Source organism: Acinetobacter sp. F16 (genome assembly GCF_052712855.1).
Genome location: NZ_JBRATK010000001.1, coordinates 104,548 through 130,859, shown reverse-complemented (window position 1 = coordinate 130,859; position 26,312 = coordinate 104,548). Strand labels below are relative to the sequence as shown.

The following is a 26,312-nucleotide window of genomic DNA, read 5'->3' as shown; positions in this document are numbered from 1 at the left end:
GACAACCCAATGCAGAGATTTTAGTGTGAGGAAAATATCACACTTTTACCCAATTTACGCCTTCAGAATATGCGCTTACCTTTCTAAAATGGCATCTCGTTTAAAACCAGCCCTTCCGCCCTTTTAATGCTGCATCTGCACAACGTAAGGTTTCTTGGGTTAAACCCCATAGACGGTAATCACCCGTGATCGAAGCTGTAGCAAAATTATGGGTATAGGCGAAACTTAAATGACGCTCAGGGTCACACCATGCACCAGAACCATTAAAACCCATATGCCCAAAACCTGTTGATGATTTCCCTAAAGTTAAAACCCGGTGATAGCCCAAACGCCAATGCATCGGTAAGGGCATGATACGGTCACGCTGGGTGTATTGAACTGTACTTAAAGCTTTAAAGATCTCAGGGCGAATCAATTGCTGACCGTTCCATTCTCCCCCATTGGCAAGCATGGCATAAATTCTCGCCAGACTATTTGCAGTGAAAACACCATTTGCAGCAGGAATAACTGCTTTTAAACCTTCGTCGCTAAAGAAACTAAATTTCTTCATTCCTTTGGGAATCATGGCATCTTGGAAATCTTGAGGGTTTTGTCCTGACCATGCAACTGCCTTATCGAATACTGAAGCTCTCTTTGGTTTCTGTTTTACTTTTAACGAAGGCTTTGAATCTGTTTTTAATTTTGCCAATGGTATTGCAACCCGAGCTAACTCAGATTCAGCAATGCCAAAGTACGCACCATCTAAAGCTAAAGGTTCAACTAAATACTGCTGCATTAAAGCTGACAGAGATTTTCCGGTGGCCTTTTCAAGCACACCACCCACTTGCCAGCCAAAAGTTAAGGGCTGATAAGCTGCATCTAAGCCCAGTTCAAAACGTGGTTTGGCATTGGCAATAACATCAAGCATATGATTCCAGTCAGCCATCTCCGATGCATCAGCAATATGATTACGAATGTCATATAAGCCACTTTGATGGCTGAGTATATGCCTTAAAGTGATTTGTGCTTTACCCTGCTGTGCAAATTCAGGCCAATACTGTGCAACTGGCGTGTCGTAATCCAAAAAACCTTCACTCACTAAAATATGAGCCAGGGTCGAAAGTACACCTTTACCGGTGGAATAGCACATGGACAGAGTATCGGATTGCCAGTTTTCAGTTTCTGACTTTTTACCAGTGTAAATATCAACCACTTTTTGCCCTTGGAAATAAACGACTAAAGCCGCCCCACCTTGCTCAGCACGTGCATCCTGCATACGGCTAAATTGTATGGCGAGGTCTTTGAAACGCTTATCCACCTGCCCTTGATAATTTTCTGTATTGGCGAAGATATATTCTTTTATGTTGCTCATTAAACTGTGCTTTCCCTAAACCAGTCATTATTTACCACAAACTTAAAACAAAAAAGCCTAAATCAGAAGTGACTTAGGCTATGCTCTTATAGCGCTTTAATACTACCCGACACATGCGGTTTTTGATTCTTGCAATTTCGAATCAGGAATTCGATATCCTTAGCTTCATTTGCGGTTAAAAATTCCACTTTGGATGGCAAGTACATCGGTAACTTAAACCAGACATCTGCTTCATAGCTGTCTGGTAAGCTTAAGCTTGCCAATGCTTTGGCTTTGCTCCACATGCCATGGGCAATGGCTTGTTTAAATCCAAAGGCTTTTGCGGTAATGGCATGAATGTGAATCAGGTTAAAGTCCCCCGAAGTTAAAGCATAACGGCGACCGGTATTTTCCGATACATTCCACTCTGCTTGCAGTTCATAGGCAGGTGCTTTTGATTCAGCGACTTTAGCTGCAACTTTGCCATTGGTTTTCTGGCGCGCCAGATAAGTGGTTGTTCCTTCCATAACTATTTCATTACCCACTTTTGCAGTGGTAATAAAGTCAAACTGAACCCCTTTATCATGCGGTTGAAGTTCGCCAAATTTGCAAGACAAAGACAACTGTTCATTTACCCCAACTTTACGGGATTGCTTAATCTGGTTGCGAATATGTACCAAACCTAAAATTGCAAATGGAAATGCTTCTTGCGTCATCATGTGCATTTGCAGGCTTTGAGACAGTACCGCCAAATAAATGGCTGGAATATAACCGTTATTTTTAAAGCCGCAAACTTCGTTATACGCTTTTAAATGTTTTTGATCGACCTTGAATGAATCCACCACATATTCAACTTGCGGTAGCACTTTTTCACCCTTCGGCTTTTTGAAAATCAAGCCTTGAATCACTTTCGGATAGGCTAAATAAGGTTTTGGAAGTTGACTAAAATGGCGAGTATTCATTCTGGACCTTTGGAAGTTTTTATTTCAATATTTTAAAAGTTCCTTCTCTTGCGTCATATATAACTCAGGGAGAAGGTTGGGATGAGGGGCGAATTCGATCCCATTTATAATACAAATAATTTTACCTCTCCCTAGCCCTCTCCTTAAAGGAGAGGGAAAATTCAAGGCTTTTGAGGATTAAGCACCCAACAAGCTTTGACCACACACACGAACCACGTTGCCATTTAAACCTGTAGAAGCAGAAGATGCAAATAATGCAATGGTTTCAGCAACATCGACAGGTAAACCGCCTTGACTCATCGAGTTCATACGGCGACCTGCTTCACGAATCGCGAATGGAATTGCAGCAGTCATTTGCGTTTCGATAAAACCAGGTGCAACGGCGTTAATGGTTACGCCATTTTTCAATATTGGCGCAGTGAATTTAACCACCCCAATGACCCCCGCTTTAGATGCTGCATAGTTGGTTTGACCTAAATTACCTGCGATACCTGAGATAGAAGACACACACACAATACGACCATTTGTATTGAAGCCATCATTTTCAAGAAGGTAATCATTGACACGCTCAATTGCAGATAAGTTAATGTTAATCACCAGATCCCATAACTCAGGCTTCATGTTTGCCAAAGTTTTGTCACGGGTAATTCCGGCATTATGAACGATAATATCCAGACCACCTTGAGCAGCTGCTACAGCTTTGATTTTTTCACCAGCGTCGCTTGCTGTAATGTCTATCGCTAAAGTCGAGCCACCAATTTCACCAGCAACACGGTCAAGGTCAGCCTGTTGTTGCGGAACGTCCAGGCAAATCACATGCGCGCCATCACGTGAAAGTACGTGCGCAATCGCTTCACCGATACCACGGCTTGCACCTGTGACAACAGCTGTTTTACCTGCCAGTGGTTTTGCCCAGTCAACATCTACCGTTTCAGCTTTAGAAACACGAATCACCTGACCTGACACATAAGCAGAACGTGGAGACAATACAAAACGAACTGTAGATTCCAAGTTTGCTTCAGCACCTTCATCGACATAGACAAGTTGAGCAGCAATACCTTTCTTGAATTCTTTCCCTACAGATTTCACAAAACCTTCAAGTGCACGTTGGGCAATGGCTTGTTTTACTGTTTTTGCAGTTTCCGGTGTAATACCGACCACCACAACACGACCAGAAGTCTGGATTTGACGCGCAATCGGATTAAAGAAGTTATACAGCTCTTTGAGTTGTTCAGAATTTTGAATACCCGATGCATCAAAAATCACGGCTTTAAACTTAGATTCCTTGTCGCCTTCATTGAATGCGCTCAGGTTTAAACCTGTTTTAGCAGCGGCCTGTTGTAATTCAGTATTGTTACCTGCATAGCTGTTGGCATGAATGTTTGCAAGAACTTGCGCAATAGAACCCGATAAAATTGAAGATGCTGCGGCACCAAATAAAACTGCCCCCTTCACCACCGGAGTTGCCGACTCAAAACGATCTAAAGAAATCGGTGATGGCAAACCTAAATTTTTGATGACAAATTTACCAATAGGAGATTTTGCGAATGTTTGGTATTGGTCAGTCATGTTTATTATCTCTCATACAAATTAATTTTTGATGGATTTAAAGATATCCTTTTAACTTCAATATGATGTCTAGAGTCTTATATTTCAATACATCCATCAGTTTCCATAGAATCATACTTGAGTTAAACAATGGATGTCTTGACCTGAATGCTTTGTGTAATGTCATTGTAGTCAATTCAGCTGTTTTTAGATTGTGTTAATGTACACGCCAAGAATACTGTAAAATGCTTGGAAAAGCCTTATGAGCAACACCACTCAAGAAAATCCAACAGTTGAAAATTCTGCTACGGAAACTGTGTCAAATACATCAAAAAGTACCGCGCGTACAACTAAAAGTTCTGGCACTGCCCCTAAGTCAGCAAGCAATACGACTAAAACGACTCGCACTCGTTCAACGTCACCACGTAGTAAAAGTGCTGCTTCCACTACAGAAAAATCTGAATCTACCACTCAAACCGCTGTTCCACAGGATAAATCCATGAGTCAAAACACTGTTCGCCGCGTTGCTATTATCGGTGGTAACCGTATTCCTTTCGCCCGTTCAAACGGCGCTTATTTCACGGCTTCCAACTCAGACATGTTTACCGCAGTATTGAATGGTCTGGTTGAGCGTTTTAACCTGCAAGGTCAACGCCTGGGCGAAGTAGTTGCAGGCGCAGTTTTAAAACACAGCCGTGACTTTAACATGACACGTGAATGTGTGTTAAACACCGAACTTGCTCCAGAAACACCTGCTTACGATATTCAGCAAGCATGTGGCACAGGCCTGCAAGCTGCTTTCCTGGTTGCCAATAAAATTGCATTGGGTCAAATTGAAGTCGGTGTTGCTGGTGGTGTAGATACAACTTCTGATGCGCCAATCGCATTCGGTGACGGTTTACGTAAAGCTTTACTTGAACTGAACATTGCAAAAACAGCTAAAGACCGTTTAAAAGCCTTAACTAAAATCAACCTGAAAGACTTAATGGATGCACCTAAAAATGGTGAGCCACGTACAGGTCTTTCTATGGGTGACCATCAAGCAATTACCGCACTTGAATGGGGTATTTCTCGTGAAGCGCAAGATGAACTTGCTGCATCTTCACACCAAAAAATGGCGGCTGCTTACGAAGAAGGTTTCTTCGATGACCTGATCACACCATTCTTAGGTTTAGAGCGCGACAACAATTTACGTGCAGATTCTTCTGTAGAAAAACTGGCAAAATTAAAGCCTGCTTTTGGTAAAGGCGATGCGCGTACCATGACTGCGGGTAACTCAACGCCGCTCACTGACGGTGCGTCTTGTGTGCTATTAGCTTCTGAAGAATGGGCGAAAGCCAATGGTCATGAAGTTCTGGCTTACTTAACCTTCCAGGAAACTGCTGCAGTAGACTTTGTCGAGAAAAAAGAAGGTTTATTGATGGCACCTGCTTATGCCGTTCCACGTATGCTTGAACGTGCCGGCATCACTTTGCAGGACTTTGACTACTACGAAATTCACGAAGCTTTTGCATCACAAGTACTTTCTACCTTGAAGGCTTGGGAAGATCCAAAATTCTGTAAAGAACGTTTAGGCCTAGATGCTCCACTGGGTTCCATTGACCGTTCTAAACTGAATGTTAAAGGTTCATCTTTAGCGGCAGGTCATCCATTTGCAGCAACAGGCGGCCGTATTATTGCCACTGCAGCAAAACTGCTCAATCAGAAAGGTTCAGGTCGTGTGCTTGTTTCGATCTGTGCTGCTGGCGGTCAAGGTGTGACAGCAATTATTGAAAAATAATCCCGCTGCTTTGCCTTGCTAAACAAAAAGCCCTCAAAAGTTTAACTTTCGAGGGCTTTTGAATTTTAAGGATTACCAGATTTCGGAAGTCTTATCGTGTCGCACGATCCCAAGCTTCTTTAACTGCAATTCTTGCTTCATTCCAGGTTAGACGAGACAAGCCTTTGGCATGATCCCATTTAATTTTTAGATCACTTTCCACATCTTCAAAACGTGTACTTGCATCATAATGATGACGGTTTTCATAACCAATTCGATAAGCGTTTTCATAATCACGCTCATAATCTAGGTCTGAATAGGTGGTAAGCGTTTCTGCATAGTATGGGGTGGTATGCGCCGTCTCTCTCCAGTAGGCTTCTTCTTCAGTAGGATTGACTGCTTCAGCGGCACCTTTGCCTGCCAAACCACCAACGACTGCTCCTACAGCACCACCGACTATTGCGCCAACTGGACCACCCACTGCTCCAACTGCTGCCCCAGCCACCGCACCTCCGGCTGCACCTACTCCTGTTCCGACTGGATGTGCACCTGGCTCACCTGTAATTGGATCTGCATTCAAATCATCTCGAGCATCTTTAGGAAGGCCTTTTACAACGTCACGATCAAAATTATCATTCATTTTCGTATTATCCTTTTATCATGCTTTTAAAATTAGATTTAAAATAACTTTTAAGAAAAACTATGCACTTTTCTCATATTCAAGCAGTGCAAGATTTAATATAGATGAGATGAGATCGCTTAAATGCTTCAAACTGTCAGTTTTAAGTTAAGGTATGTACATGTATATAAAACATTTCACCATACACACCTATACCGACAACAATTATTTTTTGAATGTATGTTAATAACAAAATTATTCACTTATATAGCAATAATTAGTTTTCCTTTAATTGCTGATGAGCCGGACTGAGTCTTAAATGATCTTCAATAGCGTCATAGCACCATTGAAAAATAAAGGTATACACCAAAATGCACAGGGTCATACTCAAATCAAGCAGAATGGCCTGCCCAATGCTCATATCCATCGCATAAGCCACCATGGGAATTGTGGCTAACATCAAGCCACCTTCAAAACCGATCGCATGCAGAATACGCACACCTACTGTTCTTTTTAAATGATGCTTGGCTTCAAACTTTTCAAAGAAATGGTTAAAGGTCATATTCCAGAACACTGAAGTTACCGCCATTACTATACCGAGCGTTCCAGTGACCTCCATCGGCATATCAAAAATAAAGCTTAAGGCAATCGCAATGATGACCAACAGGATGGTCTCATAGCTCAGCGCATGGACAATCCTTCTTTTGGAAATCAACATTTTAATACTCATTGGTTTGGATGAAGGTATTTTATTTTGATATTATTGATTAATCGAATTAGATTCTTTCAAAAGTTTTGATAGATGAACATCAACCAAGAACAACTGATTATTTTTAAGACTGTCATTGAAAGCGGTTCATTTTCTGCTGCCGCAAGAAAACTGGGAAAAGTCCCTTCTGCAGTGAGTATGTCGATTGCCAATTTAGAAATAGATCTGAATTTATCGCTATTCCAGCGTGTTGGACGTGAGCCTGTTCCCACACCGCAGGCGCTGACCTTATATGAAAAAACCGAACAACTGTTAATTGAAATCAATCAGTGGAAACAACATGCTTTTGCCTTAAGTGAAGGCTTAGAATCTGCTCTAAATATTGTGGTGGTCTCCGAGCTGTTACACACACATTGGACTGACTATATTTCACTCATCGAAAAGCAATTTCCGGAACTACAAATCAATATTTTTTCAGCACCGCAAGAAGATGCGTTAAAAATGCTGCTCAACCAGACAGCGCAATTAGCTCTGATGTTTGAACGTGAACAATTGGAAAGTCGTGAGCAGTTTGTCGAACTTAAACGTGAAGCCTTGGTGCCGGTCGCCGCAATTGACTCCCCTATAGCTGCATTTGAACAGGTCAGCTATGAGCAAATTTTGCAAAGTCGACAAATCGTGGTGGCCAGCCGTGACCGGACCATTAAGCCTGAATTGTTATTTTCTAAAAAATATTGGCGCACGGACAACCATCATTCCGCCTGTTCCATGATTATAGAAGGTCTAGGCTGGGGGGTTTTACCTTTGGAAATGCTCAATCAGAACCCTCATATCAAGCAGCAGCTTAAAATTCTTAACTTTTTAGATTTCAGTCCCAAGTTTGAATATTTTGTCGATTTGGTCTGGAGCCGGGAAAGCCAACTCGGCGCAGCTGCTCATTTTTTGATTAATCACATCCGAAATTCGCGCAAAAACACAAAATAGACAGGGCTTATACATGCTTTTTACTTGGGTTAAAAGCAGATTGTGATATAACAAATATACGGGAAATAACTTTAAGAACTAGACTAATGACTCAATCAGCCTTAAACCAATTAAAAAGCTTAACCACCCTTGTTGCCGATAGTAGTGACCTTTCCGCTATTGAAAAATTCCGTCCACTGGATGCAACAACCAATCCTTCACTGATCACGGCTGCGGCAAATCAACCTGAAAATAAAGAACTGATTGAAGCTGCATTTGAACAGGCAAGATCTGAAGGTTATAGCGGTGATCTTTTAGTTGAGCGTACGATTGATATACTTACGGTCAAGTTTGGGGTTGAAATTCTTAAGCTGATTGAAGGACGTGTTTCAACCGAAGTGGATGCATCTTTGTCTTATGACACCGATGAAACAGTTGCTAAAGCCAAGGAACTGCTTGCGCTGTATAAAGCCTATGGGATTGACCAAAACCGTATCTTGATTAAAATCGCTTCGACTTGGGAAGGTATTCAGGCAGCTAAAATTTTAGAAGCAGAAGGTATTCACTGTAATCTCACTCTATTGTTTGGTTTGCATCAAGCTCAAGCCTGTGCAGAAGCCAATGTAACGCTGATTTCACCTTTTGTCGGTCGTATTTTGGATTGGTACAAAAAAGCAGAAAATGTTGATCATTACCCGATTGATAAAGATCCGGGTGTACTTTCAGTCAAGCAGATTTACCATTTCTACAAACAGCACTGTATTAAAACAGAAATTATGGGTGCAAGTTTCCGTAGCATCGATCAAGTCCTCGGATTGGCGGGTTGTGACCTGCTTACAGTCTCACCCAACCTTTTGGCAGAGCTTGAACAGGATCAACGTGAAGTTGTTGCGCAACTTTCAACCAATCATGCACAAGCACATTGTCAGCATATTGTGACGCCTTTAAGCAAAGAAACCTTTAAGCAACACATTGAACATGACTTGATGTCTTCACAACTTTTACAGAGTGGAATTGATGGCTTTATTAAAGCCCGTGATCAATTAAGTACATTACTTCGCCAGTCTTTTGGCTTAGACGCTGAAATACAAGCTTAAAATACCAATATTGCACCATCAAAAAGCCGATTTTGTTATAGTAAACAACTCGGCTTTTTGATTGTTTGAGAGTGTATTTATTGTGTTCGGCATCACCGATCTCACCACTTATATTATTGGTACAACCTTAATTGTGTTATTGCCGGGACCCAATTCTTTATATGTGATGTCCATTGCTTCACGTTTTGGCATTAAAGCCGGTTATAAAAGTGCATTCGGTGTTTATACCGGTGACATTGTTTTAATCTTACTCACCGCTTTGGGTGCCGCTTCATTACTGCATGCTTTTCCCTGGTTATTTGTTTTACTGAAAATTATTGGTGCACTTTACTTAAGTTATTTAGGCATAAAATTGCTGATTGCAGCTTATCACACCTGGAATTCCGCACATTCACAAAGAGAAATCGCTACGGTTGAAAAAAATATTGAGCAACTCCAGCCATTTAAAACCGCACTCACCATTAGTATTTTAAATCCTAAAGCGATTCTGTTTTATTTGTCCTTCTTTGTACAATTTGTAGATCCTGCTTATCCCTATCCTGCGCTTACCTTTACCGCACTTGCTCTTGTATTACAGATCATTAGTATGAGTTATTTAACTGTGCTGATTTTTTCAGGCGCCAAACTGGCGACTTATTTTACCCAGCGCTATAAAGTCACCGCTTCCTGTGTAGCTGCTGTGGGCATTTTATTTTGTGGTTTTGGTCTTAAACTCGCCACCTCTACTTTGTAAGTTTTAAATCACCAAAGTGCGAGCTATCCCATTTAATATTTTGATTATGTCTTTGCGTTAAAAAATGAAAAGCGTATGATTGGTGCGCTTTTCAACTATTATAAAATGATGGCGTAAAGGATTTATGCAAAAATTTCTCCAAGACTTCTCTGTCCCTGCTGTCTTTGCAGGCTTTATTACTTTCCTTGTCGGTATCAGTGTTTCCTCTGTATTGGTGATTCAATCTGCTCAACTTTTGGGGGCTTCAACAGCACAGATCACCTCCTGGTTCTGGGCATTAGGTTTGGGGATTGGTTTAAGCGGTTTAATCCTGTCTTGGAAGTTTAAATATCCTGTTGCGACCTCATGGTCAACTGCAGGACTGGCCTTAATTCTGGCCACAGCCAATGGTTATAGTCTATATGAGGCGATTGGGGCATTTTTAGTTTGTGGATTGCTGACGGCAATTTTAGGTTTTTCCGGTATTTTTCAGAAAGTTTTAGCCCATATTCCGCAAAGTTTAACCAGTGCCATGCTCGCAGGTGTGTTGCTGAAATTTGGTATTGCGCTGTTTGCCAGCATGCAAAATGACTGGGAGTTTATCCTGTCATTATTGACCGTCTATATTCTGTCAAAACGACTGTCTCCACGTTATAGCATTGTCATCACGGTGATTGCCGGTGTTGTACTGTGTCCTCTGTTTTTACAGTTTCATGTCTCAACCATTCAGTTCAGTCTGGCTCAACCCGTATGGATGGCACCTGAATTTAGCTGGTCGGCCATTTTCGGTTTGGCACTTCCGTTGTTTGTCATTAACATGGCATCGCAATATTTGCCCGGTCTTGCCATGATCAAAAGCTATGGTTATGAACCAAATGTGAACCAGCTGATCGGCTGGACCGGAGCAGCACAAACCATTTTCGCCCCTTTTGGATGTTTTTCCGTGAATATTGCCGCCATTAGTGCGGCTATCAGTTTGGATGATCAGGCCCATCCTGACAGCAAAAAACGTTATATTGCCGGTATGAGCTGCGGCTTCTTTTATATCCTGATGGGTTTGTTTGCCGCCACACTGACCAGTATTTTAATGTCTTTCCCTGGCGTATTTATGACTGCTTTGGCGGGTATTGCGCTGTTAGGTACTATTGGTCATAACATCGCCATCGCCTTTCAGGATATCAGTGAACGGGAAGCGGCTTTAATGACCTTCTTATTTAGTGCTTCAGGTATTCAGTTTTTCGGAATCGGTTCCGCGTTCTGGGGGTTATTATTTGGCTTTGCGGTATCTATCATATTAAAGTTTAGAAGACAGTCCTCATTCAAATAAGGTAGATTTACGACTTATATCTCTAGATTGGGATATAAGTTTATTTAATCTAATTATATTTGCCTGATCAATTTATTATTGAATAGTGTAATCATTTCTTAAATGAAGTCATTTTATAAAGTTAATGTCCCACTGACTTAGAAAAGACATTCATCACAATCACACCTCCCATAATCATCACGATCCCAATCACAGCAGGTAAATCCAGACTTTGCCGGAATACGAAAAAACCAATGCACGCCGTCAATATAATACCTATACCACTCCAGATGGCATAGGCAATGCCTAAAGGAATGGTTTTAAGCACGTGTGATAACAAATAAAATGAAATCACATAAAAGATAAAAACCAAAATGCTCGGAACTAATTTAGTGAAATCTTCAGATTTAACCAAGAAAGTTGAGCCGGTTACTTCTGAAACAATTGCCAAGGCAAGTAAAGCATAGGCCAAAAAAACAGGATTCATATCAGTCTCTACAAAACATATAACTCAGGACTAAGTTATATATCTGAGTAAGAGATATATTCAATCTGTCGAAAGTAAAATGATGTCATACACTTTTTAAAAAAATGCAGGACTATATTTTTGAATAAATTGAATGGTTTTTGCAAAGGTTTGCTGACTGGCTTTTTTACTCATCATAAATTGATATTCATGCACTAAAAATTCTTTCGAGTCTGGATAAAAAACCTCAGTTACCGGTATTTCTTGATTCTTTAAAGCTTTCACAAAAGGCAAAGACTGTGTCCGGGTTAAAAAATCTTTATTTCCACCACTAATCAATACGGGTGGATAATTGGTGGTTAAATACTGAATGGGAGAAATGCTTTTTAAAAATTCGGCATCATCTTTTTTATTGCCTGTATAGGATTGAACCAGGTTAAATACTCCCCATTCGATTAATTTCAGCTCATTGGGTGCAGTGTTAATAAAAGCATTCATATCATAAATACCGCAATGTAAAATCAAGCCTTTAATCTGGTCTCGTTGAATTAACGGCGTAATACCTGACTGCTGAGCAAAATCTGGGTTACTGATTAAAGCTGCATAATGACTCACCAAATTCGCACCTGCGGAATCACCCGCCAAATAGATTTGATTAGCATTTATATGATATTGCTGCGCATGCTCGCTTAGAAACTTTAATGCCTGATTAATTTGGAGCAGCTGATTTGGATAAATGGCTTGTGGTGCAAATTGATATTGTACTGAAACCACGTTATAGCCCTGATTGGCCAAGAGTTTAAAATAGCCACGCGCATGCTCTTTAGAACCTGAAACCCATCCACCCCCATGAACCCAGACTACGGTTGGACGCGGCTCAAATTGCATCACACTTTTGGGCTGGTAAATATCCAAAGTTAATGAAGGTTGCTGCATATACATTATATTTTTCTGTACCAAAATCTCTTGGGGTGCATATCGATCAATCATCTTTTTTTGCACATTGGTGGAAGCATTAAAAACACTCGCAATGACCTTGGTACTACTTTGGGTATTCTGACAACCGCTACTGTGTACAGCAGCAATTAAACACAAACTTAAACTGAAAAATTTTGAATACACAGGCTTCCCTTATTAAACTGATTTCGCCTGCACTTTAATGGAGACGTTAATATTTTCAGGCATTTTAATACCTGTTTAAACATTTAGAAATACTTATGCAAATCTTGAGTTTCCCGCTCAGGTTTAAATGCAAAACAGAACACAGTTATATTCATGATATTTATATAATTTAATGAATTTTAAAACATTTTTCACAGACTAAATTGATCATTCAAACACAATGTGCTATCTATAATTAATAGCTATATAATAAACGCCAAGGAACAAGTCTTATGTCTTATCAAAATATTTTAGTCCCAGTTGACGGTTCTGACATTTCATTATCTGCAGTTAAAAATGCGGCTCAGATTGCCCAAGCGTTTGGTGGCCAATTAACATTAATCAGTTTAGTCACTGAAGACCCGTTTTCTGAAGCAGACTTTTACTATCCATCTCCAATTATGAAAGAATATTTCGTCCAAGCCTATGCCAATGCCGAAAAATCACTGAAACAGGCTCAAGCCATTGCCAGCGAAAATGGTATTACTGCCAATACTCAAATCGTTAAAGGTAATGTCTCGGAAGAAGGCATTATTGAAACTGCGGAAAAGTTGAAAATTGACCTGATTGTTATGGGCTCACATGGCCGCAAAGGTTTTCAAAAGTTCTTGCTGGGCAGCTTTGCTCAAGATGTTTTAAAAGGCACAAAACTTCCTGTTCTCATTGTTAAAGAATAAATATTGATAATACACCCTGCAGTTGATGTGGGGTTTATTTGGCGCTTCCCATGAGCTTCTCATTTTTTATAATGAATCACTATCACAATTAAAACATCTTCCCCATTCATCTCTATTCATAAGGATAATTTCATGACTTATAAACATATTTTAGTTCCAGTAGATGAATCTCCTATTTCTTATGCAGCGGTTGAACAAGCATTATCTTTGGCCAAAGAACTGAATTGCCAAGTCACCATTACCAGCGTGATTGCTGTAGATCCATTTGTGGGTGTGGACTTTTATAAAGTCGCGCCTGCAATTACAGATTACTTTATACAGGCTGAAAAGAGTGCGCAGTTGCGCTTAACTGAAATCAAGCAATCCTTCATTCGAGATGGTATTAATGTAGATACTAAAGTGATTCGAGGTGTCTCTCCTGCCGAAGGAATCATTCATGTGGCTGATGAAGTCGGTGCTGATTTAATTATTATGGGCTCGCATGGCCGCACAGGATTCAAAAAATTAGTGTTGGGAAGTGTGGCGCAAGCGGTACTGACCCAATCCCCGATTCCCGTACTGATTATAAAAGTTTAACTCTCAAAAAAGTCCCTTTAAAAGGGACTTTTTTTATAAACAAATTTTATAATTTATTAAAGAAACTGATTAATTTTTTATCTGGCTCATGATCAGGATTTCTCTTTGGATCTCCGGATAAACCAAGTGATCTGCGCTAATATTTTAATTAAAGACTCATTTTTGAATAAGTTTAATTTGCAAGATTTATTTGGAAATGTGCTGATGTAAAGTCTGCAGATAAATTTCGGCTTCAATTTTACTGTCAAAGGTTTTTTGATAGGTTCCCATCGCTTGAATATTATTCGGCGTATATTCAATCACGACAACAAAATGTCCATCACTGGAGCTTTTTGAAACACGGATAGCGATAATATGTTGGGAGTTTAAATAAAAACCATCTTCAATTTTAATTAACAAAACTAACCTCCAGTCCACTAAATAAAATGACAGGCTTCACTTAATAACAGTCTGCTAAATGATTAAAGCTCATCTTTAGATGAGCTTTAATATCCTCCATATCACGACATTAATGTGATTTAATCGACATTTTTAAACCGATCACGCAATAGTAAATATGTCTTATGATTTTATCTTTTAAGTTAGTTATTCTAAACAGCAGTTCATTTATTGTTCTGTTAAATTGGGCTGTAAAAATAAAAAGCCTTTTCGTGATTAAAACCAAGAAAAGGCTTTTTAGTCATTTAATGAATGCTCAGTTAAACACTCAACATACTACTCAACGTTTCTGAAACATTTTTAGATTTCACTTGCGGCTTTAAAGTTTCAAGCGCAGTTTTGACTTCTGTACGTTGTGGCTCTGCCAAGGTGTACCAGCGCGAAAGCACTTGCAGTAAACGTGAACCGACAATCGGGTTTTTCTCATCCAGATATTTAGCCAAATCAATATAATGCTGAACACCAAAGCTCCAGGTATTGACTGGATTGGCATTTAAACCACCACTGACTGCACGAATACGGTTCGGTGTACCCAAATCATAATCAGGGTGAGAGGTTAAATACTTGATGGTTTCTGCATTTGCTTTCGGATGTGCTGCCTGAACCATAAACCATTGATCCAAAGACAAGGCTTCATCTTCAAAGCGGCTATAGAAGTCTGCCAAAGCTTCTTGGGCTTGAGGCGCATCATTCCAGACCAAGACCTTAAGCGCACCCAAACGTTCAGACATGTTACCTGTATGATATTGCTCATAAGCCAGATCAAAAGCAGAAGCATCACCCTGACGTGCCATCATACTGAGCATAATGTTTCTAAGTGCACGAACACCCATCGCTTGAGAAAATTCACTTTGCATATCTGGGTCTAACTCCAGGTAAGTCTCTTTGCAGAATGCACCCAATTCACGTGCTAATGTGTCCAGCAAGGCATTACGCTGTTCCTGGATTTTGGCAGGTTGATAATCTGTATCAATACGGCTGCCCAAATAACCTTCGGTCGGTACATCAAACAAACGTGAGGCCAACAGTGGATCCTTTTGAATGACCTCAGGCAAGGTATTTTTCATGGCTTGGATATAGATATCCGCATCATGACCTTCCAATAAAATACGTTCCAGCAAGGTTTGAGTGGCCTGCCACTGGTTGAAACCGTTGGTTTCATGTTGCATCAAGAAAGCCAGCTCTTCATCTGAATAGTTAAAATTCAGATTGACCGGTGCAGAGAAATTACGCAGCAATGAAACCACAGGTTTTGCGGTTACGCCGGTAAATTCAATGGTTGCCTCATTTTGATTAAATAAATACACGCCATCTTTCACGCCATTTTCAAATAGTGATTCAGATTGCAGCGTATATTGCTCACCTGTTTCTGCATCAAAAAGTGCCAAAGCGACAGGAATCGGCACAGCTTTCAGGTTTGGATATTTTGCATTGGCTTTTAAACTTTGTTTAAAGCTTAAACGGTAGATTTGAGCGGTAGCATCATACTCACCTTTGGCTTCAAGTTTTGGTGTGCCAGGCTGGTTATACCAAATCAGGAATGCAGATAAATCTACTCCAGAACCTGCAGTTAATGCGGATACCCAATCTTCTACTGTCACCGCTTGACCATCATGACAGCGGAAGTATTCGTCAGTGCCTTGACGGAATTTTTCTTTACCAAGCAAGGTTGCCATCATGCGGTTAATTTCCGCACCTTTTTCATATACAGTCGCGGTATAGAAGTTATTAATTTCCACAAAATGGTCTGGACGTGGCGGATGCGACAATGGACCGGAATCTTCAGGGAACTGGTGTGCTTTCAATACGGCAACATCATCGATACGCTGTACTGCAGCGGACTGTAAATCTTCAGAGAAAGACTGATCACGGAATACCGTCAAGCCTTCTTTCAAGCAAAGTTGGAACCAGTCACGGCACGTAATCCGGTTACCAGTCCAGTTATGAAAGTATTCATGCGCAATCACAGACTGAACACGCATAATTGCAGCATCAGTGGTGAATTCTTCATCGGCAAGCACACATGAAGTATTAAAGATATTTAAACCTTTATTTTCCATGGCACCCATGTTGAATGCACTGGTTGCCACAATCATGTAGTTGTCTAGGTCATACGGACGACCATAGTGTTCTTCATCCCATTGCATGGAATGTTTCAGCGCTTCCATGGCAATGTGACATTTTGGAATATCTTTTTCAACGGCGTAAATCTCAAGTGCAACGTCACGGCCTTCCGAAGTCACATAAGAATCTTTCAGAACTGCCAAATCGCCAATCACGCAGGCAAACAAATAGCTTGGTTTTTTGGTTGGATCTTGCCAAATGGTGTAGTGACGACCTTCGCCAGCTTCACCGGCTTCCATCAAGTTACCGTTGGCTAAGAGCACAGGAAATTTTTTATCCGCTTCTACACGCGTAGTAAAGACAGACAGGACATCTGGACGGTCTGGGTAGAACGTGATTTTGCGGAAACCTTCAGGTTCATTTTGAGTGACGAATAAATCATCACCCGCCTGATATAAACCTTCAAGCTGGGTGTTGTTTTCAGGATGAATCACCACGGCAGTTTCAAGAATCACTTCATTGGGTGCATTGCTAATCACCAACTGTTCTGCATCCAGCGTGTAATCAGCTTCGCTTAACAGCTTTCCGTTTAAAGTAATTGATTTTAATTCCAAGTCACGACCCAGCAGGACCAAATCCCCTGCGGTTTGGCGCTTCATGACCAATGTTGCGTTTACATCGGTACGATCTGTATGAACTTGAATATCCAAGTTGATTGAATCAACCAAAAAAGAGGGTTTTTCGTAGTCTTTCAAATAAACAGTTTGGTCTGCTTCAACCACTGGGTTTGCCGCGATATTCATATAATGTCCTAATCCTGTAGTTCTTAAGCCAAGACTTTGTTTTTTGTGAGTGCTTCGATCATACGACAACTATCACAATCTGTCTGTGCGATTGATTTGAGTTATATATGGGCACAATTTATGTCATTTTCAATCTAAAGGCTTTAAATTATTTGAGGTTTGACTTATATTTGCACAAATTTGTGAATCAAAATAATAACAACTCCAGTGTGACCAATTATGAAAGTAAAAATACTGCTTTCGGCACTTATATTAATTAAATTTCAACCGGTATATGCCGAATATACAAATATTAAATATAATTGCTTAGCTTCAACTCAAAGCAAAAATATATTAATGCTGAGTGCAAGCAATCCAGAACCAAGTCAAATTAATGATCTGATGTACTTTCCTTATCTCAAACCCATCACAATAGAACGTGATTCAGGTCTAGGCGTAGGCGGTCCAGATACCATTTGGTATTACAGCTACAATGAAAAAATAGATGAAAAAGTGACTGGAAAATATGACGTTGCAGTGCGTGGTCGAAAAAAAATTCTATTCGTCATATACAGCAGTCCCGAACTACTTCAACCGATCTCTTTTACCATTCCCTTGAATCATCAATTAAAAGAGCAAATCAATAAGAAATTAGCGCTTAGAAGCAGAGAATGTTTATAGTTAAAATCATGACGATTCAATGTATATCTGATTTTTTCTTGCCCCAAGCGCATGTATTGAATGCACTTCCTATCACGCCAACATCTTTCAATAATGTAAATAGAAAATAACGGTATGTTGATGTCTCTTTATATTATTTGAGCAAGATTGATCTGGCTTATATTCTGACTTAACTCAAAGTGACAGACATTTTCAAGATGAATACATTTTGAGCACGTTTCTTGCTTGTATCTATTTGCACAAAGCGCACTATAAAATTAATTCAAAATGAGAAGAGGTGTCCCATGTATTTAAAAGACCATATTGTCCGTGTGGAAAATATCAAGACCATGCAAACTCTCGATGCTGCCGGAATCGATCACAAGGTGATTGCGATGTTTATGAGCTGCGAAGGCATTCCCATGCAATCGCCCGATATTTGCGCAATTTTGAATAATTACGATTCATTAGGTAGCAAAAAAATTCCCTCTAAAAAGGTTCAGGCTTTAATCAATGCAAAACAGTTAGGTGAGGAGGATGACTCATTACCTTGCCCTGCTTCATATTAATTTAAAGAATTTAAATCCCCTCGATAGCCCCTGTTTTTGTGGAGATGGAAGCTTTGCTTTTCTATCTCCACATCAATCAATAACAAATACTTAGGCTATTTATCTAGAGCAAAATCCGCTTATATTTTTCTGCTTGCATTTATTGTTCATTCAGCACTATTCAATCACGTTACAATAAAAGAGATGTGTATAATCGTTTGAATGATTAACCAGACTTGTGATTGACTCTCTCCTATGCTCCTTCAGATTCTGCAAAAACAGTTAGATGAAAGTACATCATGCCCTTTGTGTCAGGCATCCATGTTCTGGATTGAGGCAGAACAGTATGATCAAGCACTTAATTTTCATGAATGTAGTCACTGTCAGCATCGTGTTTTTCAGGATGGACGCACCAACTGTCATTGTGACAAATGCCTGGTCAATCGAAAAAAAATGCTCACCGAAACGCGGCTGCAAGAGCAACGCAAAATCAAATCGAAAAATAAAGATAATGTTGAATACCGATTGGATCAGATCAGCTTTTTAAATAAATTATTTTTACTGAGTATTCTGGATAATCAGGTTCAGGAACATACCACGCATCATGAATATATTGATTGGGAAAGTATTAAATACCATTCCATTACCCCGAATTACTTATTTCAAAATTATCTGGTCAAGCAACTGGTAAAAGAACAAATCCTGATTGCCAAGGATTTTGCAGCCGAGGCACATCATTACTATGTCAATGTGCGTTTGGATGGTTATTCTGAACCGAGCCTGTTTAGCATCACCCAGCAACTTCGCAACTGGTTTTATGAAAATTTGACCATGGGCGTGCCCTTTAAAAATGCAGATGAAGTGAAGAATGTGCTTTATTTAGCGCTGTATCAGGAAATTATTCAGTTCGCCCAGTTTTATTGCCGCACCTGGGGCATTCAAATTGCGGGAAACAACAGTTTTCAAACTTTTTGTTATCGCCTGATGGATTCATTGGCTGTGGGGCAAATTTATTATCTGGTGCAGACTGCACTGGAATATTTGCATCAACAAAAAGCCCTGCAAGCACGTAATGAAAACTTTATTAACACCAACTTATTAAAGAAAACCTTGCAGCAATATCGTGACCGTGCCGTGACCGAAAAATGGGAAACCTCCACCCTGCCACGTCCACACAATATTCCATTTAGCAAGATGAGCGAAATCCTGTTTTTCCGTTTTCTGGGCTATGATGAAAGTATTTTTTTCCAGCCGATTTGGCGGATCTGGAAAAAGATTGAACCTCGCTTAAGCTTCTATTCACAAAAACGCTGTATGTATTGTGGTTCCAATGAGCTTACTGTCGATTATGATGCTGAAAATTATGTGACACTCTGCTGTCGCACCTGTAAGCATCAAGACCATTATTTTACCCAATAAAGTTTTACCCAATAGAGTTTCGCCCAGTAGACGGTGATCACTATGTCTAGCCTCTCCAATCCTATATATAACTTAAGGAATAACCCCATGGATCAAACTTCAACATTGGTCGAGCATATTGTTGAAGCATGGACACTGCTGCAAACCGAGCAGCCTTTGGTGCAATGCATTACCAACAGCGTTGCAGCCAATTATGCAGCCAATATCTTGCTGGCTGCCGGTGCTTCTCCTGCCATGATTGACAATCCATTCGAAGCCGAAAGTTTTACCCGTATTTCCGCTGCACTCAGTATTAATCTGGGTACACCGACCCATGAACAAATGCAGGCCATGCAAATTTCTGCACAAACGGCGCAGCGTACCAATACCCCTTGGGTACTCGATCCAGTCGGTTATGGTCCCGTTTTAAAATGGCGTTCGGATATGGTGGATGAGTTACTACAATACCACCCAACAGTCATTCGGGGTAATGCTTCAGAAATTAGCACCCTTGCAGGCAATCAGGTGCTCTCCAAAGGCGTGGATAGCACACTGGATAGCGCAGATGTTTATAGCCAGGCCAAAGTACTGTTAACACATGCGGAATGCATCGCCATTTCAGGTGAATCTGACTTCATTTTAAGCAAAGAACTGGATGCCGTAATTCAAGTCAATGGCGGTTCTTATTTACAACCGAAAGTCACCGCGACAGGCTGTGCGCTCGGTGCTTTAATTGCTGCTTACTGTGCGGTAACCACACCGACGACTGCCACCGTTGCGGCGCATACGCATTTTGCCATTGCAGGAAAATTGGCCTTTGAAAAAGCGCAAACGATGGGTCAGTTTAATGTTGCATTCATGGATTACATTCACAGTTTAAATCCAGATCTAATCCGACAATATGCCGATATTAAAATACTTGAAATCTAAAAAAATTATCTATGTTGCCACTCTACATAGATCTTTATTTTAGTTTTTAAACAGCAGCTTAAAGCCGTTTTACAGCAGGACATACTCAATGGAACTTAGACATTTACGTTACTTTGTGGCTTTGGCTGAAGAACTCAATTTTACCCGTGCTGCACAAAAACTGTGTACCGTACAACCTTCTCTCAGCCAGCAAATTAAAGATCTTGAAGAAGAAGTCGGTGTACAACTCATCGACCGCAGTGCACGAAAAATAGCATTGACTGCAGAAGGTCAAGGCTTTCTAAAATATGCCTTAGAATCGATTAAATACGCAGAACTTGCAGTCGCTCATGCACGTCAAATCGCCAATCAAGGACAACAACAGCTGTTTATTGGTGTACTGCATGTGGCTGAAATGACCATCATCCCTCACATCATTCAACAGGTTCGTGCTCAGTTTCCACAAGTCGATCTTAAAATTAGAAGCTTATCCTGTAGCGAACAGGTTCAGGCGTTGAAAAATTCTGAACTGGATTTGATTTTTAGTCGCGTGTGTATGGATGATCCGGTGTATACCAGCACGATGCTGTTTGAAGAAAAATTATTATTTGTCGCTCATCAAAACTATATTGCCAATCGCAAAATTCAAGATTTAAGACAAATTCAAAACGATGACTTTATTGTCTGTGATCAGCTGTTTTCGCCATTTTTTTATCAGCGAATTGAAGAATTCACGCAAAAAGAAAATCTAAAACTGCAATATAAATATCAAGTCACCAATGCCCTACAGCATATCAATCTCATCAATATGGGCTTGGGATGGAGCTTTATTCCTGAATATGCACGGCAATTGCTCAATTCCAATGTACAGTCGGTTGAACTAAAACAAGACTTGCCGACCTTGCCGCTATATGCCAGTTATCGAACAGATGCTGAAAATCCGGTTTTGCAATTTACCGCAAAAATCATTCAACAATCCGTTCAACAACACGTTTCAAAATAACTTTTTAAAACTTGAATTACGCGATTTGATAATTCATTTGTTCTAGCACATGCGTTAATTTCTGCAAGGCTTGTGCATCATCATACAAGGCTTGCTGATGGCGCCATGCCACATAACCATCCGGGCGAACCAGCAACATGCCTGCTTCAGCAATTTCACAGCTTTTTTGCCAGATACCGTAAACATCTTTGACTTCTTGCCCAATGGTCACAACATCTAGATAAGCTAAATCTAATTGTTCAGCTGCCTGTTTCCAGGCTGTACCGGATAAACCAGTCACTAAAGTAAGTTTGCCATTTCCCACAATATCCAAGGTGGAAACCTTTTGGCCATTTTTAGTATCTACTAACCAGCAATGTGGAATTTTCGCCCCGGGACGTGACGTCGCCTGTAAATACAATTGCGGATCAGCGTGCCATTGTTCATCACATTCATCCTCTAAAACCACGGCAGCCGACTGATAACGCTGATTCAGCTCCACACCTTGCGCATTGAACTCAAAATTTTTAATGTCTAAAGCATGATTCAACTGAGTACGTAATTCAGCAGCCTTGGCAGTCGGTGCATTCAGTCGATCTAGCAACTGTTGTGTAGTGGCAACACCTTGATCAAAACCAAAAACATCTTTGAGATGCTTATAGTCCATCCGAGACTGGTTGGCACGTGCGACAATTTGCTGTCCAACCGGCACACGCTCATCACTATAAGAGCTCAGCAAGTCCGCTTTCGCCCAGTCCTTAATCACAAAAGCCAGTTTCCATGCCAAGTTAAATGCATCTTGAATACAAGTATTTGAGCCCAAACCGCTTGACGGCGGATGACGATGTACCGCATCTCCGCCGCAGAACACACGACCGACTGAATAATGCTTGGCAAATGCCTGATTTACATACCATGCCGATACATTTTGCACTTCAATATCGACATCATCCGTACCAATAAAGGTATGAATACGTTGAATGATCTGTTCTTGGGTATATTGCGGCTCACCTTGAGCAATATCGAAGCCCCAACCTGCAATCCAGTCATTCCATGGAGAAATGGCACGCAGCAAGCCCATGCCAATTTCACCAAAGCCCGCGGCAGGATTGACAATCCAATGCAAAATACTTGGGCGATGTTGCACATACTTGCTTAAGTCTGCTTTAAAACGTACATAGGTCGTCCCAGCACGCGCCATATGACCTTCAATCGGAAGACCGATTTTTTCAACTATTTTAGAGCGCGCCCCATCCATACCCACCAAATATTTGGCACGTACCGAATATTTCCGGTTTTCCAAGCGATCCAAGAACCAGACAGTAACGCCATCATCATCTTGTTCATGATCTAAATATTCGGTGTTGTAAAATAAATTTGCACCACGCGCAACTGCATGTTTGACCAGTAGTGCTTCCATTTCGGGTTGAATAAGATCAAATAAGGGCGAAGGACTACCCTTCACATAATCGCCATGACGTAAATCGCCCATTCCCCACGCCTGAATCCGGGCAATTTCTTCGCCAATTAGACTGGTGGTAATCATGCTTTCTCCCATGTCTTGCCATGGCGTGGCTCTACTTTTAGCTTCTTCTTCTAAGCCAAATTCACGCAATACTTCGACTGCACGCTGATTGGTAATGTGCGCACGGGGAGAATTTGCCAGACCATTAAACTGGGTATAAAAACGTACAGCAATACCATAAGTGGCTAAGGCCAAAGCCGTCGTTGCACCTGCCGGGCCCGTACCAATCACCACCACATCCGTATCGAAAGGCTGATTTGACATCACATTTCCTTATTCAATTCACTTAAATGTGCACATCCACATCATTGGATTGCTTTTATTGAACTATAAGGAAAATGTCGAGATTATTTAAAAACTATCACAACTAACTATGGTCATATTGGTCTGAGCTATAGAAACTCATATAGAGTTTTTATCTTGAATCTTTCGTTTGAAGATCAGTCAGCGACTTATCCACTCATTTTTTAGAATTTAGAAACCAAAATGCAGCAAATTTATTAACCCAGCCTATGAATAATAAAATTTAATATACATGTCGATCGAGCCACAAATTAAAAATTGCTTCAGAGATTGTTTTTAAATCCAGTTTACAGACACACATCAATCCCATGCCATCAAAATAATCCGGCACATGCTGGGTAAAGAAATTGATATGTGGGGTCGCTTTATTCCTTAAGCGCTGAATGTCTGCAGGCGTTGTTTTTGGCATTACACTTGGATGAACAAAAATATCTTCTCTGCGCTTTTGCACCTCACTTTTACGCTGCTGAATCATATCTAAAACCTGTAAATATTCCTCAGGTATCCGTCGTCCTTTACGCGGAAAGAAATTCTGCGATCGTGATGCAAAAAGTGTATAGATTTTGGGCTGTATGACTGTGGGTACAAACCATAATGGAATCGCGGGATATCGAATTCGATAATTGATTGCAACGCGAATGGCGGTATTAAGCGCCCTATTTCTTTTACGATAAGCAGGCAAAATACCCGCCCGGGAACTCAGCACAAAAATTGGTTTGTCTTGCAAAGAGAGTTTCAATATCGGAATAACATTTTGTCCAATCAATTTATCATGATGATAATAATGAACCACCTGGACAGAGACCGCATCTACATCATGAACAAGATCATAAATTTCATCTGGAGTAGAATTTGGAAAAATTTGCTGATCAAATGCCAGCATGGTTGTGAAAAAATGATGCTTTTGTTCAGATGCAAGTTTTGTAAAATCGACAATCCTTTCAGTAATACGCATTAGATGCATTCAACCCTTGTTTTTATATTCTTATTATTCATTATTTTATTCACATTCAATATCCCTAGAAATAGCGATTTTTAGGATTGATTCAGTTGAATGTTCTCTTCATTTTAGCCACATCAAATCAGAATTTAACTCACTTTTCCTGATTAAAAGGTAAATCAAAATAATAAAAAACCCAACAGCACTGGTCTGTTGGGTTTTTAAAGCGCTTAAAAAGGAAACCAATTAAAGATATTGATTATCTTTAATTGGTTTCCCCAATGATCTTCTAGCGATGCGTAATTAAAACGGATTTAATTCGGTTATCATCCAGTTCCGTCACCTCAAAGTGAACCCCGTGATACTCCAGATGAGTACCTACGGTTACTTCTCCATGCGTCTTTTCCAAAATCAGACCTGCAACACTGATATAGCCGGCATCTTCTTCGACCAGATCCATCATGCCAAGCTCTAATTCAAGCTGGTACACATCCAACATCCCCGATGCTTTCCAGGTATGATCATCAATTTTCACTAAATCAAGCTGTTCATCTGCATCAGGAAATTCTCCGGCAATCGCTTCAAATACATCAAGCGGAGAAATTAAACCTTGTACATTCCCAAATTCATCACTCACCAGAACCAATGAACCTTTCGATGTACGCAAGGTATTGATGGCATCAATCACTTTCATTTTCGCGAAAATATAGATCGGACGATGACGTTTGATTAAAGTTTTGAGCTGTTCGTCATCATCAAGCACATCGAGCAATTCTTTGGCACGAACGATACTGATCACCTTATCCAAACTGCCACGACACACTGGAAACAAGCTATGTGGGACGGATAACACCTGTTCACGAATTTGTTCAGGACGATCTTCAATGTCCACCCAGGAAATCTGGCTACGTGGTGTCATGATCGAGGCTACAGATCTTTCTGCCAGGGTTAGCACCCCACCAATCATATAACGCTCTTCATCGGCAAATGCTTCTTTCGCCTCAAAGTGTTGAGCGCTATTCGCCACGGTCTCCATTTTGCCACCCATCAATTTCAGGATAGAATCCGCTGTACGGTGACGCAGTGGAATTTTAGATTCATGTTTGGCTGCATTGCGCTGACCGAATTGATTAAATGCTTCAATTGCAATCGCAACGCCAATACCTGAATAGATATAGCCTTTCGGAATATGGAAACCAAAACCTTCTGCAATCAAGCTAATCCCAATTAACAGCAAGAAGCTTAAACACAAAATCACAACAGTCGGATGGCGGTTTACAAAAGCAGTTAATGATTTAGAAGCCAGTAACATTACAGCCATGGCAACAATCATGGCCACCATCATCACATAAATGTTGTCGACCATGCCAATTGCGGTAATTACCGAATCTAAAGAAAATACAGCATCTAATACAACAATTTGTGCAACAACTGCAGCGAAACTGGCATAAACAATATTGGTGGTGACGTTAACTTCAGGTTTGCCTTCCATCTTTTCATGTAGTTCGGTCACAGCTTTATAGACCAAAAATAAACCACCAAACAAAAGAATAAGATCTCGACCTGAGAAGGTCCAATCAAAGACCACAATAAGCGGTTTGGTCAAAGTGACCAACCAAGAGATAGCAAACAATAAGCCCAAGCGCATAAACAAAGCGAGGGAAAGCCCCACTACACGCGCTTTATCACGTTGTTCTGGAGGGAGTTTTTCTGCCAAAATGGCAATAAAGACTAGGTTATCAATACCTAAGACAATTTCTAAAACAATCAGGGTAAGTAAACCAATCCAAATTCCCGGATCTAATAAAAACTCCATTAGTTTATATCTCCGATTTTATGAATTTGGCAAAAATTAAAGGTAGACCTGCACGGCGACGG

The 26,312-nt window shown here is 40.5% G+C and carries 24 protein-coding genes; 12 read left to right on the top strand and 12 right to left on the bottom strand.

The window, feature by feature from the left end:
* Positions 1-100: 100 nt before the first annotated feature.
* From ACU0NF_RS00645 to ACU0NF_RS00635, 3 genes are all read right to left on the bottom strand, one after another.
* Positions 101-1,351, bottom strand: a complete 1,251-nt coding sequence (locus ACU0NF_RS00645; protein ID WP_445659797.1) for a serine hydrolase domain-containing protein — start codon at positions 1,349-1,351, stop codon at positions 101-103.
* Positions 1,352-1,437: 86 nt separating this feature from the next.
* Positions 1,438-2,292 (bottom strand): MaoC family dehydratase, encoded by an 855-nt coding sequence (locus ACU0NF_RS00640; RefSeq protein ID WP_445659796.1) that lies wholly within the window; start codon positions 2,290-2,292, stop codon positions 1,438-1,440.
* Between the two features lie 177 nt (positions 2,293-2,469).
* Entirely contained in the window at positions 2,470-3,861 is a 1,392-nt protein-coding gene (locus ACU0NF_RS00635) for a 3-oxoacyl-ACP reductase (protein WP_445659795.1), read from the bottom strand.
* Positions 3,862-4,102: 241 nt separating this feature from the next.
* On the opposite strand from ACU0NF_RS00635, the gene ACU0NF_RS00630 reads away from it, so the two are divergent.
* Positions 4,103-5,620, top strand: a complete 1,518-nt coding sequence (locus tag ACU0NF_RS00630; RefSeq protein ID WP_445659794.1) for an acetyl-CoA C-acetyltransferase — start codon at positions 4,103-4,105, stop codon at positions 5,618-5,620.
* A 91-nt stretch (positions 5,621-5,711) separates the two neighbouring features.
* On the opposite strand, the gene ACU0NF_RS00625 is transcribed toward ACU0NF_RS00630, so the two are convergent.
* Positions 5,712-6,239, bottom strand: a complete 528-nt coding sequence (locus tag ACU0NF_RS00625) for a hypothetical protein (protein WP_370983280.1) — start codon at positions 6,237-6,239, stop codon at positions 5,712-5,714.
* Positions 6,240-6,495: 256 nt separating this feature from the next.
* Positions 6,496-6,936 carry a chlorhexidine efflux PACE transporter AceI gene (aceI, locus tag ACU0NF_RS00620; RefSeq protein WP_131382817.1) on the bottom strand — a complete coding sequence of 147 codons (441 nt, stop codon included), beginning with the start codon at positions 6,934-6,936 and terminating at the stop codon, positions 6,496-6,498.
* An 84-nt stretch (positions 6,937-7,020) separates the two neighbouring features.
* On the opposite strand from aceI, the gene ACU0NF_RS00615 reads away from it, so the two are divergent.
* From ACU0NF_RS00615 to ACU0NF_RS00600, 4 genes are all read left to right on the top strand, one after another.
* Positions 7,021-7,911: a LysR family transcriptional regulator gene (locus ACU0NF_RS00615; RefSeq protein ID WP_445659793.1), complete on the top strand. Its 891-nt coding sequence runs from the start codon at positions 7,021-7,023 to the stop codon at positions 7,909-7,911.
* Positions 7,912-7,997: 86 nt separating this feature from the next.
* Entirely contained in the window at positions 7,998-8,987 is a 990-nt protein-coding gene (tal, locus tag ACU0NF_RS00610) for a transaldolase (protein ID WP_445659792.1), read from the top strand.
* Positions 8,988-9,069: 82 nt separating this feature from the next.
* Positions 9,070-9,720 carry a leucine efflux protein LeuE gene (gene leuE, locus ACU0NF_RS00605; protein ID WP_370983349.1) on the top strand — a complete coding sequence of 217 codons (651 nt, stop codon included), beginning with the start codon at positions 9,070-9,072 and terminating at the stop codon, positions 9,718-9,720.
* A gap of 124 nt (positions 9,721-9,844) precedes the next feature.
* Positions 9,845-11,026 carry a benzoate/H(+) symporter BenE family transporter gene (locus ACU0NF_RS00600; RefSeq protein ID WP_445659791.1) on the top strand — a complete coding sequence of 394 codons (1,182 nt, stop codon included), beginning with the start codon at positions 9,845-9,847 and terminating at the stop codon, positions 11,024-11,026.
* A gap of 121 nt (positions 11,027-11,147) precedes the next feature.
* Here the strand turns inward: ACU0NF_RS00600 and ACU0NF_RS00595 are convergent, their stop codons facing one another.
* Entirely contained in the window at positions 11,148-11,492 is a 345-nt protein-coding gene (locus ACU0NF_RS00595) for a DMT family transporter (protein WP_445659790.1), read from the bottom strand.
* A gap of 96 nt (positions 11,493-11,588) precedes the next feature.
* A complete protein-coding gene (locus ACU0NF_RS00590) occupies positions 11,589-12,593 on the bottom strand; it encodes an alpha/beta hydrolase (RefSeq protein ID WP_445659789.1) in 1,005 nt (334 codons plus the stop codon).
* Between the two features lie 272 nt (positions 12,594-12,865).
* Between ACU0NF_RS00590 and ACU0NF_RS00585 the strand changes: the two genes are divergently transcribed.
* Together ACU0NF_RS00585 and ACU0NF_RS00580 are read left to right on the top strand one after the other, a co-directional pair.
* Positions 12,866-13,309: a universal stress protein gene (locus tag ACU0NF_RS00585; protein ID WP_445659788.1), complete on the top strand. Its 444-nt coding sequence runs from the start codon at positions 12,866-12,868 to the stop codon at positions 13,307-13,309.
* Positions 13,310-13,441: 132 nt separating this feature from the next.
* Positions 13,442-13,885 carry a universal stress protein gene (locus tag ACU0NF_RS00580; RefSeq protein WP_131382824.1) on the top strand — a complete coding sequence of 148 codons (444 nt, stop codon included), beginning with the start codon at positions 13,442-13,444 and terminating at the stop codon, positions 13,883-13,885.
* Positions 13,886-14,071: 186 nt separating this feature from the next.
* Here the strand turns inward: ACU0NF_RS00580 and ACU0NF_RS00575 are convergent, their stop codons facing one another.
* Together ACU0NF_RS00575 and pepN are read right to left on the bottom strand one after the other, a co-directional pair.
* Positions 14,072-14,284: a hypothetical protein gene (locus ACU0NF_RS00575; RefSeq protein WP_131382825.1), complete on the bottom strand. Its 213-nt coding sequence runs from the start codon at positions 14,282-14,284 to the stop codon at positions 14,072-14,074.
* A 299-nt stretch (positions 14,285-14,583) separates the two neighbouring features.
* A complete protein-coding gene (gene pepN, locus ACU0NF_RS00570) occupies positions 14,584-17,190 on the bottom strand; it encodes an aminopeptidase N (RefSeq protein WP_445659787.1) in 2,607 nt (868 codons plus the stop codon).
* A gap of 219 nt (positions 17,191-17,409) precedes the next feature.
* Between pepN and ACU0NF_RS00565 the strand changes: the two genes are divergently transcribed.
* The 5 genes from ACU0NF_RS00565 to ACU0NF_RS00545 all read left to right on the top strand — a co-directional run bounded on the left by ACU0NF_RS00565 (position 17,410) and on the right by ACU0NF_RS00545 (position 21,687).
* Positions 17,410-17,850, top strand: a complete 441-nt coding sequence (locus ACU0NF_RS00565; protein ID WP_131382827.1) for a hypothetical protein — start codon at positions 17,410-17,412, stop codon at positions 17,848-17,850.
* A gap of 284 nt (positions 17,851-18,134) precedes the next feature.
* Positions 18,135-18,398, top strand: a complete 264-nt coding sequence (locus ACU0NF_RS00560) for a hypothetical protein (RefSeq protein WP_131267268.1) — start codon at positions 18,135-18,137, stop codon at positions 18,396-18,398.
* 234 nt (positions 18,399-18,632) lie between these two features.
* Positions 18,633-19,796: a hypothetical protein gene (locus tag ACU0NF_RS00555; RefSeq protein WP_131319337.1), complete on the top strand. Its 1,164-nt coding sequence runs from the start codon at positions 18,633-18,635 to the stop codon at positions 19,794-19,796.
* 87 nt (positions 19,797-19,883) lie between these two features.
* Entirely contained in the window at positions 19,884-20,705 is an 822-nt protein-coding gene (gene thiM / locus ACU0NF_RS00550; RefSeq protein WP_445659786.1) for a hydroxyethylthiazole kinase, read from the top strand.
* Positions 20,706-20,793: 88 nt separating this feature from the next.
* The gene (locus ACU0NF_RS00545) at positions 20,794-21,687 is read left to right on the top strand and encodes a LysR substrate-binding domain-containing protein (RefSeq protein ID WP_445659785.1); all 894 of its coding nucleotides are present in this window, start codon (positions 20,794-20,796) and stop codon (positions 21,685-21,687) included.
* Between the two features lie 16 nt (positions 21,688-21,703).
* Here ACU0NF_RS00545 and ACU0NF_RS00540 read toward each other — a convergent pair whose 3' ends face one another.
* The 3 genes from ACU0NF_RS00540 to ACU0NF_RS00530 form a co-directional block, all read right to left on the bottom strand.
* Entirely contained in the window at positions 21,704-23,455 is a 1,752-nt protein-coding gene (locus tag ACU0NF_RS00540) for an FAD-dependent monooxygenase (protein ID WP_445659784.1), read from the bottom strand.
* A 262-nt stretch (positions 23,456-23,717) separates the two neighbouring features.
* Positions 23,718-24,449: a hypothetical protein gene (locus ACU0NF_RS00535; protein ID WP_445659783.1), complete on the bottom strand. Its 732-nt coding sequence runs from the start codon at positions 24,447-24,449 to the stop codon at positions 23,718-23,720.
* A 274-nt stretch (positions 24,450-24,723) separates the two neighbouring features.
* Positions 24,724-26,250: a TerC family protein gene (locus ACU0NF_RS00530; RefSeq protein ID WP_445659782.1), complete on the bottom strand. Its 1,527-nt coding sequence runs from the start codon at positions 26,248-26,250 to the stop codon at positions 24,724-24,726.
* Between the last annotated feature and the right edge of the window lie 62 nt (positions 26,251-26,312).

What these genes read in the sequence shown, in the direction of transcription:
- ACU0NF_RS00615 (WP_445659793.1), top strand. Translation starts at nt 7,021, where the DNA reads ATGAACATCAACCAAGAACAACTGATTATTTTTAAGACTGTCATTGAA.
- ACU0NF_RS00625 (WP_370983280.1), bottom strand. Translation starts at nt 6,239, where the DNA reads ATGAATGATAATTTTGATCGTGACGTTGTAAAAGGCCTTCCTAAAGAT.
- tal (WP_445659792.1), top strand. Translation starts at nt 7,998, where the DNA reads ATGACTCAATCAGCCTTAAACCAATTAAAAAGCTTAACCACCCTTGTT.
- ACU0NF_RS00555 (WP_131319337.1), top strand. Translation starts at nt 18,633, where the DNA reads ATGCTCCTTCAGATTCTGCAAAAACAGTTAGATGAAAGTACATCATGC.
- ACU0NF_RS00630 (WP_445659794.1), top strand. Translation starts at nt 4,103, where the DNA reads ATGAGCAACACCACTCAAGAAAATCCAACAGTTGAAAATTCTGCTACG.
- aceI (WP_131382817.1), bottom strand. Translation starts at nt 6,936, where the DNA reads ATGTTGATTTCCAAAAGAAGGATTGTCCATGCGCTGAGCTATGAGACC.
- ACU0NF_RS00540 (WP_445659784.1), bottom strand. Translation starts at nt 23,455, where the DNA reads ATGTCAAATCAGCCTTTCGATACGGATGTGGTGGTGATTGGTACGGGC.
- ACU0NF_RS00530 (WP_445659782.1), bottom strand. Translation starts at nt 26,250, where the DNA reads ATGGAGTTTTTATTAGATCCGGGAATTTGGATTGGTTTACTTACCCTG.
- pepN (WP_445659787.1), bottom strand. Translation starts at nt 17,190, where the DNA reads ATGAATATCGCGGCAAACCCAGTGGTTGAAGCAGACCAAACTGTTTAT.
- thiM (WP_445659786.1), top strand. Translation starts at nt 19,884, where the DNA reads ATGGATCAAACTTCAACATTGGTCGAGCATATTGTTGAAGCATGGACA.
- ACU0NF_RS00545 (WP_445659785.1), top strand. Translation starts at nt 20,794, where the DNA reads ATGGAACTTAGACATTTACGTTACTTTGTGGCTTTGGCTGAAGAACTC.
- ACU0NF_RS00560 (WP_131267268.1), top strand. Translation starts at nt 18,135, where the DNA reads ATGTATTTAAAAGACCATATTGTCCGTGTGGAAAATATCAAGACCATG.
- ACU0NF_RS00585 (WP_445659788.1), top strand. Translation starts at nt 12,866, where the DNA reads ATGTCTTATCAAAATATTTTAGTCCCAGTTGACGGTTCTGACATTTCA.
- ACU0NF_RS00580 (WP_131382824.1), top strand. Translation starts at nt 13,442, where the DNA reads ATGACTTATAAACATATTTTAGTTCCAGTAGATGAATCTCCTATTTCT.
- ACU0NF_RS00600 (WP_445659791.1), top strand. Translation starts at nt 9,845, where the DNA reads ATGCAAAAATTTCTCCAAGACTTCTCTGTCCCTGCTGTCTTTGCAGGC.
- ACU0NF_RS00535 (WP_445659783.1), bottom strand. Translation starts at nt 24,449, where the DNA reads ATGCGTATTACTGAAAGGATTGTCGATTTTACAAAACTTGCATCTGAA.
- ACU0NF_RS00565 (WP_131382827.1), top strand. Translation starts at nt 17,410, where the DNA reads ATGAAAGTAAAAATACTGCTTTCGGCACTTATATTAATTAAATTTCAA.
- ACU0NF_RS00595 (WP_445659790.1), bottom strand. Translation starts at nt 11,492, where the DNA reads ATGAATCCTGTTTTTTTGGCCTATGCTTTACTTGCCTTGGCAATTGTT.
- ACU0NF_RS00640 (WP_445659796.1), bottom strand. Translation starts at nt 2,292, where the DNA reads ATGAATACTCGCCATTTTAGTCAACTTCCAAAACCTTATTTAGCCTAT.
- ACU0NF_RS00635 (WP_445659795.1), bottom strand. Translation starts at nt 3,861, where the DNA reads ATGACTGACCAATACCAAACATTCGCAAAATCTCCTATTGGTAAATTT.
- ACU0NF_RS00645 (WP_445659797.1), bottom strand. Translation starts at nt 1,351, where the DNA reads ATGAGCAACATAAAAGAATATATCTTCGCCAATACAGAAAATTATCAA.